The following is a 15,391-nucleotide window of genomic DNA, read 5'->3' on the forward strand; positions in this document are numbered from 1 at the left end:
TCACACGTTCTGCCCCACCAACTGCCGGTCGAGCGCATCGAGCTGCGCCGGCGTCCCGACGTTCTCCCACAGCCCTTCATAAAGCTCGCCGCTCGCGCGTCTCTGCGCGATCGCCTCGCGATAGTACGGCGTGAGCGCGCGACGCGTGCCCGGCGCGAGATCGCGAAACATCCGCGTGTCGTAGAGCCCGATGTTGCCGAACGTGTAGCGCGGCGCGCCTTCCAGTGACAGCACACCGTCGCTGCCCAGCGCGAAATCGCCGTTCGGATGAAACGCGGGGTTGGGCACCATCACCAGATGCATGCCCGGATCAGCCGCTTCGGCGAGCCGCGCCGCATGCGCGTGCAACGCCGCGTAATCGAAGTCCGCGTACACGTCGCCGCTGACGGCCACGAATACCTCCGGCTTGCCCGCGTCTTCGAGCAGCGGCAGCGCCTGCGCAATGCCGCCCGCCGTTTCCAGCGCTTCGTGTTCGGCGGAAAAGCGCAGCGACAGACCATACAGCGAGCCGTCGCCGAGCGCCGCTTCGATCTGCGCGCCGAGCCACGCATGATTGATCACGATGGTCGTGAAGCCGGCGCGCGCGAGCCGTTCGATCTGCCACTCGATCAGCGCCTTGCCGCCGACCTTCAAAAGCGGCTTCGGGCAAGTGTCCGTTAGCGGGCGCATCCGTTCGCCGCGTCCGGCGGCGAAGATCATCGCTTTGTTCAAGTTGTTCACCCGTGCGTCAGAAGGTGTAGCCGACATCGACGGCGCGGCCTTCGAGATCATCGAGCAGTTTCGCGAACGGCGCGAGCGGCCGGTAGCGCTCGGCTACCTTGCGCGCATAGCCGATGAAGCGCGGCAGGTCGGCCATGTAGTGCGGCTTGCTATCGCGATAGTTGATCCGGCAGAAAAGACCGAGCACCTTGATATGCCGTTGCAGACCCATCCATTCGATCTGGCGATAGAACTCGCCGAAATCGGCATCGACGGGCAGGCCGGCCTTCTTCGCGCGCTCCCAGTAGTACGCGAAGCAGTCCAGCTCGAACTCTTCGTCCCAGCTGATAAACGCATCGCGAAGCAGCGACGCGACGTCGTAGCTGATCGGCCCGTACACCGCATCCTGGAAGTCGAGCACGCCCGGGTTCGGGCTCGCGATCATCAGGTTGCGCGGCATGAAATCGCGCAGCATGAATGCCTGCGGCTGTGCGCGCGCGCTCGCGATCAGCAGCGCGAACGTGCGGTCGAGCACGCCGCGCGTGTTGTCGTCGACCTCGCGCCCGAGGTGCCGGCCGATGAACCACTCGGGCATCAACTCCATCTCGCGGCGCAAGAACGCTTCGTCGAACGGCGGCAGCACGTCTTCGCGCGAGGAAAGCTGCCAGCGGATCAGCGCGTCGAGCGCATCGCGCATCAGTTTTTTCGCGTCGCCGGGGCTGCCTTCCTTGAGCGCGCCCAGATACGACTGCGTGCCGAGATCCGTCACGAGCATGAAGCCCGCATCGAAATCGACTTCGAGCACGCGCGGCACATGCACGCCCGCATCGGCCAGCAGATGCGCGACCTGAACGAATTCACGGCATTTCTCGGGCGGCGGCGCATCGACGGCGATCACCGTCGCGCGGGCCGGATCGTTCGCGCCAAGGTCAGCGCCGCTGCCCGCGAGGCGGAAATAGCGGCGAAAGCTGGCATCGGCGGAAGCGGGCGCGAGCGTCGCGAGCTCGAGCCCGTAGCGGTCGGCGTGGGTGCGCAGCCAGGCGCTCAGAAGATCGAGGCGCTGATCCGCGCGCGAAGCTGCGGAGGCGGCAGAAAAAGCGGAAGAAGCAGGGGGAAGCGTCATGAAATGCTGGTGACAAAATCGGGGTGGGCAACGTCTTGCCATATAATACCCCACGACTTTTTTGACGCGACTCGCGTCAGTTCTTGCGCATCTCCCGGATCGCCCGCCTTACCGCTGCATGAATCGTCAATAGTTGTGCATTCGAAGCCCGACTGCACAGGCGGCAGCTTGTGATCGATGAGCCGGGTGGATGAACTGACCGCAGAGCCGATACGCCAAACGATACATGCCGCCTAACAAGCTTTTCCCAACCACTCCCTCCTCTGACGGCCTGCCGCGCAGAAGGCGGCTCGCAGCGGCGCTGGTCGCCGTGCCGGGCCTGCTGCCCGCGCTCTCGCACGCGCAGCTGGCGGGAGAGGCGGCGCAGGCGCAGCCGATAGACGCGCCGTGGGGCCTGCGGCTTGCTCCACAACTCGAAGAACACCCGACGCCCAACGGTCAGAGCCCCGCGACCTTCGTGCTCGGCGACTCGACGACGGGCACGGCCGATCAGGACATCGCCGCAAAAGGCTCGGCAGAAGTTCGCCGCGGCTATTCCGCGCTCAAGGCGGACGCGCTTCATTACGATCAGGATACGGACATGGCCGACGCTTACGGCAATGTCCATCTGTCGGGCAACGGCAGCGTGTTTACGGGGCCGGAAGCGCACATGAAGGTGGAGTCGAGCGAAGGCTTCATGACTTCGCCTAAGTACCACTTCAACGCGACGGGCGGCTCGGGCAGCGCGGAACGCGTCGATCTGCTCGACAACGAGCGCTCGGTGTTCACGCGCGGCACGTACACGGCGTGCCAGTGCACGGACGATCCGGCGTGGTACATCAAGGGCAGCGAGTTCGATTTCGATTCGGGCGCCGACGACGGCGTCGCGCACAACGGTGTGCTGTTCTTCCAGGGCGTGCCCGTGTTCGCGAGCCCGTGGCTGTCGTTCCCGCTGTCGGGCGCGCGGCGCAGCGGTCTGCTGCCGCCGACGGCGTCGCTCAGTTCGACCAATGGTTTCGAGCTGTCGCTGCCGTACTACTTCAACATCGCGCCGAACCGCGATCTGACGCTGACACCGCGCATCCTGTCGAAGCGCGGCGTGCAGACGCAAGCGAATTTCCGCTATCTGTCGCCCACCTATAGCGGGTCGATCACGGGCGAGTTCCTGCCCGACGACAAGATCACGAAGACGAACCGCTACGCGCTGTACATCCAGCACAACCAGAACTTCGGTTCGGGCTTCGGCGGGTACATCTACTACAACAAGGTCTCGGACAACACGTATCCGGAAGACCTGTCGTCGACGACGAACCAGTTCCTGAACGGCACGCAACTGCTGTATCAGCAGGAAGCGGGTCTCACGTACAACAACGGTCCGTGGTCCGTGCTCGCGCGCGAGCAGCACTGGCAGACGCTGCCGCCGTCCACTGCGCCGTACGGCCGCGAGCCGCAGTTGAACGTGAAGTACACGAAGTACAACGTCGGCGGCTTCGACTTCGGCGCGGAAGCGGACTACACGCGCTTCCGGATCACGACGGCTGACTCGACGGAAGGCGATCGCGTCGTCTTCAATCCGTATCTGTCGTATTCCGTCGTCGGGCCGGGCTACTTCGTCACGCCGAAGGTGCAGTGGCACTTCGCGTCGTACGACCTGAGCAACATCGGCACGGGCGCGCCCGCTGGCCAGCCGAAGAACTTCACGGAGTCGGTGCCGACGTTCTCGTTCGATACCGGCCTGATCTTCGACCGCTCGGTGCGCATCTTCGGCGAGGACTATATCCAGACGCTGGAGCCGCGTCTGTACTACGTCTACACGCCGTATCGCAACCAGAACTTCGCGCCGCTGTTCGATACGGCCGAGTCGGACTTCGGCCTCGCGGAAATCTTTACGCCGAACACGTTCGTCGGCAACGACCGCATCGCCGATGCGAACCGCCTGACGGCCGCGCTGACCACGCGTTTCCTGAACCCGGCGACGGGCGACGAACGCGCGCGCTTCGTGATCGCGCAGCAGTACTATTTCCGCGATCAGCGCGTGACGCTGAACCAGACGCAGACGACCGAACAGGCGACGCATTCGGACCTGATTCTCGGCGCGTCGCTGAAGCTCGGAGCCGGTTTCGCCTCCGAAACGGCGTTCCAATATAATGCGGACAACAACCAGCTGGTCAAAACCAGCGTCGGCTTCGGGTACAGCCCGGAGTCCGGTAAAGTCATCAACGTCGGATACCGCTACACGCGCGCCAACACGACGCTGGACAACCAGCCGATCAACCAGCTGCTGATCTCGGGCCAATGGCCGCTGACGCACCGCTTCTACGGCGTCGGGCGGATCAATTACGACCTGAAGGGACACCGCGCCGTCGACGCGCTGCTCGGCGTGCAATACGACGCGGATTGCTGGACGCTCGGCGTCGGCTTCCAGCGCTACGCAAACGGGATCAACTCGACGGGCGGCCAGTCGGCGGGCACGCGGGTGCTTGCGCAGTTGACGTTCAAGGGACTGTCGAGCGTCGACAATGGACTGATGTCCGCGTTCCGCGCGAGCGTGGCGGGCTATACGCCGCTGCCGCCTCCGCCACCGCCCGAATCGCAGTTCAACAACTACGAGTGACCGGGTCGCGAGCGATTGGGTCGCGAATGACCGGGTCGCGAACGACGGATGCCGCGTCGTTCGCAGAAGGGAAAGGCAACTGTGTTGCATAGGATCGGAGTAAGACGCTGGAGCGCCCACTTCCGTCGACCGCAACCGCGTTGCATGGGATCAGAGCAAGGCATGCGACGGGAATACGCGCCAAAGCGCCGACGTCCGCCGACACGCCGGCTCTGGTCGACAGACGGGCCGAGCGTGCCCGACATCATTGGAGTATCTGTGGCAATCATGAAAAAGCTTCGCCTGGCAACGTTCGCGACCGGCCTCGCTGCGGCCGCATCCATTCTGTTGGCGGCACCGGCGCACGCGCAGGCGCTGAGCAACGGCAACAACGCGCAAACCGTCGATACGATCGCGGCTGTCGTCAACAACGGCGTCATCACGCAGCGCGAGCTGGACATGCGCGTCGGCCTGATCACGAAGCGGCTGAACCAGCAGCACGCGCCGATTCCGCCCGCCGACCAGCTGCGTCAGCAGGTGCTCAACCAGATGGTGCTGGAGCGCATCCAGCTGCAAAAGGCGCGCGAAGACGGCATCACCATCGACGACGCGACAGTGCAGCGCACGCTCGAACGTCTCGCGCAGGCGAACAACATGCCGCTCGAAATGTACCGCGCGCGCATCGAGGCGCAAGGCGTGCCCTGGACGACGTTCACGGGCGACGCGAAGACCGAGCTGATCCTGTCGCGTCTGCGCGAGAAGGAAGTGGACAGCAAGATCACAGTGTCGGATGCCGAAGTGGCGAACTACATTGCGAGCCAGCGCGGGCCGACGGCGGGTCTCACGTCCGACCTGCACTTCGAGCACATCTTCCTGAAGGCGCCGCTCAATGCATCGCAGACGGACATTGAGGCCGCGCAGGCCAAGGCGAATTCGCTGCTCCAGGAAGCGTCGAACGGCGGCAACTTCGCACGGCTCGCGAAGGCCAATTCGCAGGCGCCGGACGCCTCGAAGGGCGGCGACATGGGCTTTCAGCCGCCGTCGAAACTGCCGGCTGAATTCGTGACGGCGGCTTCGACGCTGCGTCCGGGCCAGGTCAATCCGTCCGTGATCCGCACCAACGACGGCTTCGAGATCGTGCGCCTCGTCGAGCGCCGTTCGGGCCAGGGCGCCGCGACCGCCGATTCGACGAAGCTCGTGCAGACTCACGTGCGCCACATCCTGCTGCGCGTCGGCGAAGGCATGTCGGAACCGCAGGCACGCGAGAAGCTGGTCGAAATCAAGCGCGACATCCAGTCGGGCCAGGGCGACTTCGACAAGTTCGCGCGCACCTACTCGCAGGACGGCTCGTCGTCGCAAGGCGGCGATCTGGGCTGGATCAGCCCGGGCGAGACGGTGCCCGAGTTCGAGCGTGCGATGAACGCGTTGCAGGACGGCCAGATCAGCGAACCCGTGCGAAGCGAATACGGCTACCACCTGATCCAGGTGCTGGGCCGCCGCGAAGCGGAAGGCTCGGTTGCGCAGCAGATGGATCTCGCGCGTCAGGCCATCGGCCAGCGCAAGGCGGAACAGGCCTATGCCGACTGGCTGCGTGAACTGCGCGACACCGCGTATGTCGACTACAAAGTAGGCCCTGTCACGGGCACATCGATGCAATAAATTCCGGAGCCGTCATGACCGCTGACCAGCCCTCGAACGCACCGCTGAACATCGCGATTACCACGGGCGAGCCGGCCGGCGTCGGTCCTGAACTGACGGCACTGGCGCTCGCCGCGGCGGGCGCGCACTGGCCCGATGCGCACTTCACGGTGCTCGGCGACAGCGGCCTGCTGGCCGAGCGCGCGAAGGCCGTCGACATCGACTGGGCGGCGCAGCAGGGGCGCCGCATCGCGACGCAGCATCACGCGCTCGCCGTGCCCGCGCAGGCCGGCAAGCTCGATGCGAAAAACGGTCCGTATGTGCTCGGCCTGCTCGATGCCGCAATCGACGGCGCGCTCGCCGGCACATTCGATGCCATCGTCACCGCGCCGCTGCAAAAGAGCACGATCAACGATGCAGGCGTGCCCTTCACCGGCCACACCGAATATCTCGCCGAGCGCACGCACACGCCGCGCGTCGTGATGATGCTCGCGGGCACGGGCGCGCGGCCGCTGCGCGTCGCGCTCGCGACCACGCATCTGCCGTTGAAGGACGTATCGGCGGCATTGACCGTCGACGGGCTCGTCGATACGTTGCGCATCATCGATCACGATCTGCGTCATCATTTCGGCCTGCCCGCGCCGCGCATTCTCGTCACGGGCCTGAATCCGCATGCGGGCGAAAACGGCTATCTCGGCCGCGAGGAAATCGACGTGATCTCGCCCGCGCTGAAGCTCGCCAACGAGCAGGGCGTCGACGCGCGCGGACCGTATCCCGCCGATACACTGTTCCAGCCGCGCTATCTGAACGAAGCCGATTGCGTGCTCGCGATGTTCCATGATCAAGGCCTGCCCGTGCTCAAATACGCGACGTTCGGCGAGGGCATCAACGTGACGCTGGGCTTGCCCATCATCCGCACTTCCGTCGATCACGGCACGGCGCTCGATCTTGCGGGCACGGGCCGCGCGGATGCGGGCAGCCTGATCGCCGCGATCGACACCGCGGTTTCCATGGCGCGCAACCGCCGCGCCGCGTGATTTTTTCTTAAGCTTCTTCGATGTCCAACAGTTCAAGCAGACAGCACCAGGGCCACTTCGCGCGCAAGCGCTTCGGACAGAATTTTCTCGTCGACCTCGGCATCATCGATTCGATCGTCGACGTAATCCGTCCGCAACGCGGCGAACGCATGGTCGAAATCGGGCCGGGCCTGGGCGCGCTCACCGGGCCGCTGATCGAGCGTCTCGCGACGCCCGAAGCGCCGCTGCATGCAGTCGAACTGGACCGCGATCTGATTGGGCGTCTGAAGAAGAAGTTCGGCGATCTGCTCGAACTGCACGAAGGCGACGCGCTCGCATTCGATTTCGGTTCGCTCGCGGCGGAAGGCGACCAGCCGACGCTGCGCATCGTCGGCAATCTGCCGTACAACATCTCGAGTCCGCTGCTGTTCCATCTCGCCACGTTCGCCGGGCGGGTGATCGATCAGCACTTCATGCTGCAGAACGAGGTGGTCGAGCGCATGGTCGCGGAGCCGGGCAGCAAGGCGTTCAGCCGGCTTTCGGTGATGCTGCAGTACCGCTATGTGATCGACAAGCTGCTCGACGTGCCGCCCGAATCGTTCCAGCCGCCGCCGAAAGTGGATTCGGCCATCGTCCGCATGATTCCGTATGCGCCGCACGAACTGCCCGTCGTCGATGAGAAGACGCTCGGCAACCTCGTTACGGCGGCGTTCTCGCAGCGTCGCAAGATGCTGCGCAACACGCTGACGAGCTATCGCGATGTCGTCGATTTCGAGGCGCTCGGCTTCGATCTGCAACGCCGCGCCGAAGACGTGCCCGTAGAAGAATACGTAGCCGTCGCGCAGGCCGTCTCGCGCGCAGCGGGCGGTTAGCCGGAAGATCGTGCAACGCCCTCGTTGCATCGGCTCGGATCAGTGTAGACAGCCCGCAACACGCGGGCTTTCTTTTATCTTTCTGACGCATCGCACGGATTAATCTTACGCATTTGCCTGCGCTCGCCATTCGCGCTGGCCGCCGCACCGCTTGATGACTTTCCCGGGCAATTCAATTCGAATGCATGCTGGTTGAGGAGACGGTATGACGATGGTGAGCAAGAGGCTTCTGTTTAGCGCCTGCGCGGCGCTTGCGCCCGTATTGACGGCTACGACGGCGCACGCGCAATCGAGCGTCACGCTATACGGAATCGTCGACGAAAGCGTCCGCTATATGACGCACGTGAACACGAAGGGAGATTCGAGCGTGGGCCTCGGCAACGGCGGCATGTCGGAGAGCCGCTGGGGCTTGCGCGGCGTCGAGGACCTGGGCGGCGGCTGGTCCACCTTCTTCAAGATCGAAAATCGCTTCTTCATCAACAGCGGCCAGAGCGATCCGACGCTGCCGTTCTTCAACGAAGCGCAGATCGGCGTTCAGTCGTCGTCGTATGGCAAGCTGATCTTCGGGCGCATGCCGAACGTGCTGATCGAGGGCATCACGATCGGCGGCTACGGCAGCAATCCATGGATTCCGTACGACTTCAGCTTCCAGCCGGAAGTGACGATGTCGGGCGGCATCTGGACGAGCAATCAGGTGCACTATCAGGCACGCACGCATGACCTGATGTTCGCAGCGGCCTATGCGTTCGGCGGCGTCGCGGGGCATCCGTCGTATGGCTCGCAGTTCGGCGCGGCCGCCGCCTATGCGCCGCACGGCGGGCCTGTGAATCTCGGCGGCGCGTACGAGGAGACGCGCGATTCGGTGAACGGCAGCACCGCCAAAGCCTGGACGTTCGGCGCGTCGTACACATGGGATCAGACGCGCTTCGCGCTCGGCTATATCGTCAACCGCAACGACCCGGGCTTTTCGAACTTCGCGAACGGCCCGTTCACGGCGCCCGTGCTGGCCGCGCTCAAGTACACGGACTTCTCGCGCCGGCGCATGATACTGGGCGGCATTACGCAGCAGGTGGGCGCCGCATGGCATTTCGCCGCGAACGTGTGGCGGACCTTGCAGGACGGCAAGACGCATGCGCAGGACGGCTCCGCGTGGCAGTATCAACTGGTCGCCGACTACAACCTGTCCAAACGCACGGACGTCTATCTCGAAGCTGATTACGCGCTGTATCGCGGCGATCTGATCGGCGCGCAATTGCAGGGCGTCAACGGCGTCGGCCTCGCGCAGAAGGGCTCGCAGATCGGCATGATGGCGGGGCTGCGTCACCTGTTCTGAGCACGCGGCGCACGAGCGAGGATAGCGCCGTCATTGCATGGTCAGCGGGCGCGCGGGTTTTTCTGTAAATTGACGTCCTCGACATCATCAAGCAACAGGGGAGTACACGATGCGCCTTCTTCACACGATGCTTCGAGTCGGCAATCTCGACCGCTCGATCAAGTTCTACACGGAGCTGCTCGGCATGAAAGTGCTGCGCCGCAATGACTATCCGGAAGGCAAGTTCACGCTCGCCTTCGTCGGCTACGAAGACGAAAAAGACGGCACGGTGATCGAGCTCACCCACAACTGGGACACCGAGTCGTACGACCTGGGCAACGCATTCGGCCACCTCGCCGTCGAAGTCGACGATGCGTACGCCGCATGCGAGAAGATCAAGCAGCAGGGCGGCACGGTGGTGCGCGAAGCCGGTCCGATGAAGCACGGCACCACGGTGATCGCGTTCGTCACCGACCCGGACGGCTACAAGATCGAGTTCATCCAAAAGAAGTCGTGATGTAAAAACGAAAGCGCCGGATGATGAGTCCGGCGCTTTTTGCTTTACAGCGTAGGCAGCAATTCGGGCGGATGATGCTTGAGCGTCTGCCGCGCTTCCTTGAACTCGGGGAAGATCGATTCGACCGTCTGCCAGAAACGCGGACTGTGGTTCATCTCGCGCAGATGCGCGAGCTCATGCGCGGCCACATAGTCGATGATCGACAGCGGGAAGTGAATCAGCCGCCAGTTGAGCCGGATCTTGCCGTCGCTCGAACAGCTGCCCCAGCGCGTCGCCGCCGATGACAACGCATACGCGCGATACGTGACGCCCAGCTTCTGCGCATACACATTGAGACGCTCGCCGAAGATGCGCTTCGCCTCGCCTTGCAGCCAGCCTTGCACGCGGTCTTTGATCTGCTGCGGATCGGCGTGCGCGGGCAACGGCAACGCGAGCACGTTCTGTTTCGCATCGAATGCGACGAGGCCGTTCGGCGCGGCGAGCGTCACGCGCACGGTCTGTCCGAGATAGGGCAGCTCGGCGCCGTCTTTCCAGTCGACGCGCGGCATCACGCGCTGTTCGGTGCGCGTCTGCCATTCGGTGAGCTTCGTGAAAATCCAGCGCTGCTTTTCGGCGATTGCCGTTTCGATGTCGGCGAGTGTGACCCAGCGCGGCGCTGTGATCGTGAGCCCGGTGCTGTCGATCGCAAAGCCGATCGAGCGGCGCGACGAGCGCTTCAACGCGTAATACAGCGTGCGCGCGCCGAGCGTGACGCTACGCAGTTTCGAACCGTCGGGAGCAAGGGGAACGGCGGGCCTGGACTGCGGCGGCGCGGCAGACTGGCCCGGCTCGTCGAAGAGCGGCAGATCGAGTTGCCGGCTATCGAGCGCTGCAGCAGGCTGCGGCTTTGAAGACTTCTGCATCGGACTCACTTCGCGCTGATACGTCGCGCGGGGCACACATGCTGCACGTGCCCGTTGCGGCGTGGCGCGTCAGATACGGGCGGCGGCGGGCGTGTTCTGCTCGACGCCATAAGCGGCTGGATCGATGCGGCGCATTTCAGCTTCGATCCACGTTTCGACGCGCGTGTTCACTTCGTCGGGCGTGAGCCCGGTGGTGTCGATCGGTTTGCCGATCGACACTGTGACTATACCCGCATATTTCGTAAACGAGTTGCGGGACCACACGCGCCCCGCGTTGTGCGCGATGGGAACGACGACGGCGCCTGTCGCGACCGCGAAGCGAGCGCCACCCGTTTTGTACTTGCCCTGCTTGCCCGTCGGCGTGCGCGTGCCTTCGGGGAACATGATGATCCACGCGCCTTCCGCCAGGCGACGCGCGCCTTGCCTCGTCACCGATGCAAACGCGTTCTTGCCTTCCTTGCGGTCGATGTGAACCATCTTCAGCAAGCCGAGCGCCCAGCCGAAGAACGGCACGTACAGCAGCTCGCGCTTGAACACATAGCACAGCGGACGCGGCATCAGCGCGGGGAACGCGATCGTCTCCCACGCGGACTGATGCTTCGACAACAGCACGGCCGGACCGCGCGGCAGATTCTCCATGCCTTGCACTTCATAGCGAATGCCGTTCAGCACGCGCACGACAGCGAGCGTCACGCGACACCAGCCGACGGCCATCCAGTAACGGTTGTCGGCGCGCATGAACGGAAACGCGAAGAAGCACGCGGTCGCGTACGGAATCGTGAAGACCGCGAAGAAGATCAGCAGCAACAGCGATCGGATGAAGCGCATCGTTGTGGTCGGTGAGATGAGGGCGCGCTATTGCGCGTCATTCTTGTGCTTCGGCGAGGAAGTCGAGCGCGAAGGCGCGCAGGTCGTCGTGCACGCGCGTGCCTTCGGGCAGGCCGCCTGCCGCGAGTGTCTTCTTGCCCTTGCCCGTCAGCACCAGATGCGGGATGAAGCCGAGCGCGGCGGCCGCCTGCAAATCACGCAGCGAATCGCCGACTGCGGGCGTGTCGGACGGCTCGATCTCGAAGCGCTCGGCGACCAGCTTCAGCATGCCGGGCTTCGGCTTGCGACACTCGCAGTGATCTTCCGCCGTGTGCGGGCAGAAGAACACCGCATCGATGCGTCCGCCGACAGCCGCCGCCGCGCGATGCATCTTCAGATGCATCGCGTTGAGCGCGTTCATGTCGAACAGGCCGCGCCCGATGCCCGACTGGTTCGTCGCGATGGCCACGCGATAACCGGCCTGATTCAGCCGCGCGATCGCTTCGAGGCTGCCGGGCAGGGCGACCCACTCATCGGGCGACTTGATGTACGCGTCCGAGTCGACGTTGATCACGCCGTCCCGGTCGAGCACCACGAGTTTCTTTGCGCTGATAGGCATGATGTGGTGCTCAGGCGGCGAGGCGCGAAATATCGGCGACGCAGTTCATCTGCTGATGCAGCGCGCCGAGCAGCGCAAGGCGATTCGCGCGCAGCGCCGGATCTTCCGCATTGACCATCACGTCATTGAAGAACGTATCGACAGGTTCGCGCAGCGCCGCGAGCGCCGACAGCGCGCCCGTGTACTGACGCTCGGCCAGTTGCGACTGCACGCGCGGCGCGACCTGTTCGAGCTGCGCATGCAGCGCCTTTTCGGCTGCTTCGATGAGCAACGCGATATCCACGCCGTCGACCTTCGCGCCTTCCGACTTCTTCAGGATGTTCGAGATGCGCTTGTTCGCGGCCGCAAGCGATGCCGCTTCGGCGAGCGCCGCGAATTCGCGCACGGCATCCAGCCGCGCGACGATGTCGTCGAAGCGCGTCGGGTTGAGCGCGAGCACGGCATCGACTTCACCGACCGCATAGCCGCGCTCGCGCAGCAGGCCGCGCAGACGGTCGATGCAGAACTCGTAGATGGCCTGCGTCGAATCGGCGACGTTCGGCACGTTCGCGAATTGAGCGTAGGCGGCGCGCAGCAGTTCGACGAGATCGACGGGCAGTTGCTTCTCGACGAGAATGCGCAGCACGCCGAGCGCGTGACGGCGCAGCGCGAACGGATCTTTTTCGCCCGTCGGCTGAAGGCCGATGCCCCAGATGCCGACGATCGTTTCGAGCTTGTCGGCGAGCGCGACGACCGTGCCCGTCGCCGTCGACGGCAATGCGTCGCCGGAGAAGCGCGGCTGATAGTGCTCCGTGCACGCGAGCGCAACTTCTTCCGGCTCGCCGTCGTGGCGCGCGTAGTATGTGCCCATCGTGCCTTGCAGCTCGGGGAATTCGCCGACCATGTCGGTCAGCAGGTCGGCCTTCGCGAGATGCGCGCCGCGCTTCGCGAGTGCGACGTCCGCGCCGATCATCTGCGCGATGACAGCCGACAGTGCTTCGACGCGCTCGACGCGTTGCAGCGCCGAGCCGAGCTTGTTGTGATAGACGACGTTCGCGAGTTGCGGCACGCGCTCGGCGAGCGGCTTCTTCTTGTCGTGCTCGAAGAAGAACTTCGCGTCGGCGAGACGCGGACGCACGACACGCTCATTGCCTTCGATGATCTCGACAGGCGTCTTCGTCTCGATGTTCGACACGATCAGAAAACGCGAGCGCAACTTGCCGTTCGCATCGGTGAGCGCGAAATACTTCTGGTTCGTCTGCATCGTGAGGATCAGGCATTCCTGCGGCACTTGCAGGAACTCGTCCTCGAACTTGCATGCGTAGACGACGGGCCATTCGACCAGCGACGTCACTTCGTCGAGCAGCGATTCGGGCATCACCACCTGATCGCCGTTCGCGTGCGCGAGCAGATGCTCGCGGATCGTTTCCTTGCGGTCCGTGAAGCTCGGCACGACGTGGCCCTTGTGCATCAGCGTATCAGCGTAGTGATCCGCGTGCTGGATCTGCACGTAGCCTTCGGACAGGAAGCGATGGCCGAGCGTCGTGTCGTCGGCGTCGATGCCGAACGCGGTGACGGGCACGACATGGTTGTCGTGCAGCACCGTGAGTCGATGCACGGGGCGCACGAACTGCACGTTCGTGCCGTCCGGGCGCTGATACGTCATGACCTTCGGAATGGGCAACTTCGCGAGCGTTTCGTCGAGCGCGGCTTGCAGTCCTTCGGCGAGCGTCGCGCCGGGCGCCGCGTAGCGCAGGAAGAACGCGTCGGCCTTGCCGTCGTTCGCGCGTTCGAGATCGTTCACCGAGAAATCGGGGAAACCGAGCGCCGCGAGCTTCTTCGCGAGCGGCGGCGTGGGCTGGCCGTTCGCATCGAGCGCGACGGAGACGGGCAGCACTTTTTCGCGCACGTGTTTTTCCGGCGCGACGCTGCGCACGTTCTTCACGGTCACGGCAAGACGGCGCGGCGTTGCGTAACGCTGGAACGACAGTTGGCCTTCGATCAGATCGCGCGCCGCGAGGCGTTGCGCGATGCCTTCCGCGAACGCATCGCCAAGACGCGCGAGCGCTTTGGGCGGCAGTTCCTCGGTCAGCAGTTCGACGAGCAGGGTGGCTTGATGGAATTGCGTCATGTCTTCTTGGTCTCGTCAGTCCTGATCGATCTTGCGTTCGACTTTGAGCGGCGGCGCCCACGCGGGCAGCGCGGCGTCCTGTTCGTCGGTAGTGAGGCCGGGCACGCCGTGCACGGGATTGCCGAGCATCGGGAAGCCGAGCTTTTCGCGCGAGTCGTAATACGCTTGCGCGACGAGGCGCGACAGCGCGCGAATGCGGCCGATGTACGCCGCTCGCTCCGTCACCGAGATCGCGCCGCGCGCGTCGAGCAGGTTGAATGTATGAGCGGCCTTCAGCACGAGTTCGTAGGCGGGCAGCGCGAGCGGCACTTCGATCATGCGCTTCGCTTCGCTCTCATAGCTGTTGAAGAAGTTGAACAGCAGGTCGGTGTTGGCCTGTTCGAAGTTGTACGTCGACTGCTCGACCTCGTTCTGGTGATACACGTCGCCGTACGTGAGGCGGCGCAACTCGGGACCGTTCGGGCCTTCTTCTTCCCACTCGGTCCAGATGAGGTCATAGACGTTCTCGACCTTCTGCAGATACATCGCGAGACGCTCAAGACCATAGGTGATTTCGCCGAGCACCGGCTTGCAGTCGAGGCCGCCCACCTGCTGGAAGTACGTGAACTGCGTCACTTCCATGCCGTTCAGCCACACTTCCCAGCCGAGACCCCACGCACCGAGCGTTGGATTTTCCCAATCGTCTTCGACGAAGCGCACGTCGTTCTGCTTCAGATCGAAGCCGAGCGCTTCGAGCGAGCCGAGGTACAGGTCGAGGATATTTTCCGGCGCGGGCTTCAGCACCACCTGATACTGGTAGTAATGCTGCAGGCGGTTCGGATTCTCGCCGTAGCGGCCGTCTTTCGGGCGGCGCGACGGCTGGACGTACGCGGCACGCCACGGCTCCGGGCCGATCGCGCGCAGGAACGTATGGACGTGGGACGTGCCCGCGCCGACTTCCATGTCGATCGGCTGGAGCAGCGCGCAACCCTGCTTGTCCCAATAGGATTGCAGCGTCAGGATGATTTGCTGAAACGTGAGCATGAAGAGCCTTGAAGGTGCCTTTCAGGCAGGACGCGGATGCCGTGCGGCTGGCGTGATGCGATGGCTTGCTGGCCGTCGATCAATCAGCCGGCCGGTTGCGCGGCCCAGTGCTGTAAAACCCTGAATTTTACCGGATTGCCGCTGGCTTGAGACTTTCCGGGGCCTGGTGATTGCCTGGTGG

General features: G+C 64.2%; 13 protein-coding genes. 6 read left to right on the forward strand and 7 right to left on the reverse strand.

Annotated features, from left to right (window positions below):
* Entirely contained in the window at positions 1-747 is a 747-nt protein-coding gene (gene murU, locus AABE10_RS06325; RefSeq protein ID WP_342933076.1) for an N-acetylmuramate alpha-1-phosphate uridylyltransferase MurU, read from the reverse strand.
* The gene (locus AABE10_RS06330) at positions 728-1,822 is read right to left on the reverse strand and encodes an aminoglycoside phosphotransferase family protein (protein ID WP_342932449.1); all 1,095 of its coding nucleotides are present in this window, start codon (positions 1,820-1,822) and stop codon (positions 728-730) included. The genes murU and AABE10_RS06330 overlap by 20 nt, the downstream gene beginning before the upstream one ends.
* A 226-nt stretch (positions 1,823-2,048) precedes the next feature.
* Between AABE10_RS06330 and AABE10_RS06335 the strand changes: the two genes are divergently transcribed.
* The 6 genes from AABE10_RS06335 (at position 2,049) to gloA (ending at position 9,749) form a co-directional block, all read left to right on the forward strand.
* Entirely contained in the window at positions 2,049-4,415 is a 2,367-nt protein-coding gene (locus AABE10_RS06335) for an LPS-assembly protein LptD (protein WP_342932450.1), read from the forward strand.
* A 258-nt stretch (positions 4,416-4,673) separates the two neighbouring features.
* Complete coding sequence (locus AABE10_RS06340) at positions 4,674-6,053, forward strand: peptidylprolyl isomerase (protein WP_342932451.1); 1,380 nt, start codon at positions 4,674-4,676, stop codon at positions 6,051-6,053.
* Positions 6,054-6,067: 14 nt separating this feature from the next.
* Entirely contained in the window at positions 6,068-7,069 is a 1,002-nt protein-coding gene (pdxA, locus tag AABE10_RS06345; RefSeq protein WP_342932452.1) for a 4-hydroxythreonine-4-phosphate dehydrogenase PdxA, read from the forward strand.
* Positions 7,070-7,089: 20 nt separating this feature from the next.
* Complete coding sequence (gene rsmA, locus AABE10_RS06350; protein WP_342932453.1) at positions 7,090-7,920, forward strand: 16S rRNA (adenine(1518)-N(6)/adenine(1519)-N(6))-dimethyltransferase RsmA; 831 nt, start codon at positions 7,090-7,092, stop codon at positions 7,918-7,920.
* Between the two features lie 205 nt (positions 7,921-8,125).
* Positions 8,126-9,253 carry a porin gene (locus AABE10_RS06355; protein ID WP_342932454.1) on the forward strand — a complete coding sequence of 376 codons (1,128 nt, stop codon included), beginning with the start codon at positions 8,126-8,128 and terminating at the stop codon, positions 9,251-9,253.
* Positions 9,254-9,362: 109 nt separating this feature from the next.
* Complete coding sequence (gloA, locus tag AABE10_RS06360; protein ID WP_342932455.1) at positions 9,363-9,749, forward strand: lactoylglutathione lyase; 387 nt, start codon at positions 9,363-9,365, stop codon at positions 9,747-9,749.
* Positions 9,750-9,793: 44 nt separating this feature from the next.
* Here the strand turns inward: gloA and AABE10_RS06365 are convergent, their stop codons facing one another.
* The 5 genes from AABE10_RS06365 to glyQ form a co-directional block, all read right to left on the reverse strand.
* A complete protein-coding gene (locus AABE10_RS06365; protein ID WP_342932456.1) occupies positions 9,794-10,651 on the reverse strand; it encodes a SprT family zinc-dependent metalloprotease in 858 nt (285 codons plus the stop codon).
* Positions 10,652-10,720: 69 nt separating this feature from the next.
* On the reverse strand, positions 10,721-11,479 hold the full coding sequence (locus AABE10_RS06370) for a lysophospholipid acyltransferase family protein (RefSeq protein WP_342932457.1): 759 nt from the start codon (positions 11,477-11,479) through the stop codon (positions 10,721-10,723).
* A 37-nt stretch (positions 11,480-11,516) separates the two neighbouring features.
* Positions 11,517-12,077, reverse strand: a complete 561-nt coding sequence (gmhB, locus tag AABE10_RS06375; protein ID WP_342932458.1) for a D-glycero-beta-D-manno-heptose 1,7-bisphosphate 7-phosphatase — start codon at positions 12,075-12,077, stop codon at positions 11,517-11,519.
* A 10-nt stretch (positions 12,078-12,087) separates the two neighbouring features.
* Positions 12,088-14,187, reverse strand: coding sequence for a glycine--tRNA ligase subunit beta (gene glyS, locus AABE10_RS06380; RefSeq protein WP_342932459.1), 2,100 nt, complete (start codon positions 14,185-14,187; stop codon positions 12,088-12,090).
* Positions 14,188-14,202: 15 nt separating this feature from the next.
* On the reverse strand, positions 14,203-15,210 hold the full coding sequence (gene glyQ / locus AABE10_RS06385; protein ID WP_342932460.1) for a glycine--tRNA ligase subunit alpha: 1,008 nt from the start codon (positions 15,208-15,210) through the stop codon (positions 14,203-14,205).
* Between the last annotated feature and the right edge of the window lie 181 nt (positions 15,211-15,391).

The organism is Paraburkholderia diazotrophica (assembly GCF_038900755.1).
Classification (GTDB): domain Bacteria; phylum Pseudomonadota; class Gammaproteobacteria; order Burkholderiales; family Burkholderiaceae; genus Paraburkholderia; species Paraburkholderia diazotrophica_A.

What these genes read in the sequence shown, in the direction of transcription:
- AABE10_RS06335 (WP_342932450.1), top strand. Translation starts at nt 2,049, where the DNA reads ATGCCGCCTAACAAGCTTTTCCCAACCACTCCCTCCTCTGACGGCCTG.
- rsmA (WP_342932453.1), top strand. Translation starts at nt 7,090, where the DNA reads ATGTCCAACAGTTCAAGCAGACAGCACCAGGGCCACTTCGCGCGCAAG.
- gmhB (WP_342932458.1), bottom strand. Translation starts at nt 12,077, where the DNA reads ATGCCTATCAGCGCAAAGAAACTCGTGGTGCTCGACCGGGACGGCGTG.
- glyS (WP_342932459.1), bottom strand. Translation starts at nt 14,187, where the DNA reads ATGACGCAATTCCATCAAGCCACCCTGCTCGTCGAACTGCTGACCGAG.
- gloA (WP_342932455.1), top strand. Translation starts at nt 9,363, where the DNA reads ATGCGCCTTCTTCACACGATGCTTCGAGTCGGCAATCTCGACCGCTCG.
- AABE10_RS06365 (WP_342932456.1), bottom strand. Translation starts at nt 10,651, where the DNA reads ATGCAGAAGTCTTCAAAGCCGCAGCCTGCTGCAGCGCTCGATAGCCGG.
- AABE10_RS06370 (WP_342932457.1), bottom strand. Translation starts at nt 11,479, where the DNA reads ATGCGCTTCATCCGATCGCTGTTGCTGCTGATCTTCTTCGCGGTCTTC.
- murU (WP_342933076.1), bottom strand. Translation starts at nt 747, where the DNA reads ATGTCGGCTACACCTTCTGACGCACGGGTGAACAACTTGAACAAAGCG.
- pdxA (WP_342932452.1), top strand. Translation starts at nt 6,068, where the DNA reads ATGACCGCTGACCAGCCCTCGAACGCACCGCTGAACATCGCGATTACC.
- glyQ (WP_342932460.1), bottom strand. Translation starts at nt 15,210, where the DNA reads ATGCTCACGTTTCAGCAAATCATCCTGACGCTGCAATCCTATTGGGAC.
- AABE10_RS06330 (WP_342932449.1), bottom strand. Translation starts at nt 1,822, where the DNA reads ATGACGCTTCCCCCTGCTTCTTCCGCTTTTTCTGCCGCCTCCGCAGCT.
- AABE10_RS06355 (WP_342932454.1), top strand. Translation starts at nt 8,126, where the DNA reads ATGACGATGGTGAGCAAGAGGCTTCTGTTTAGCGCCTGCGCGGCGCTT.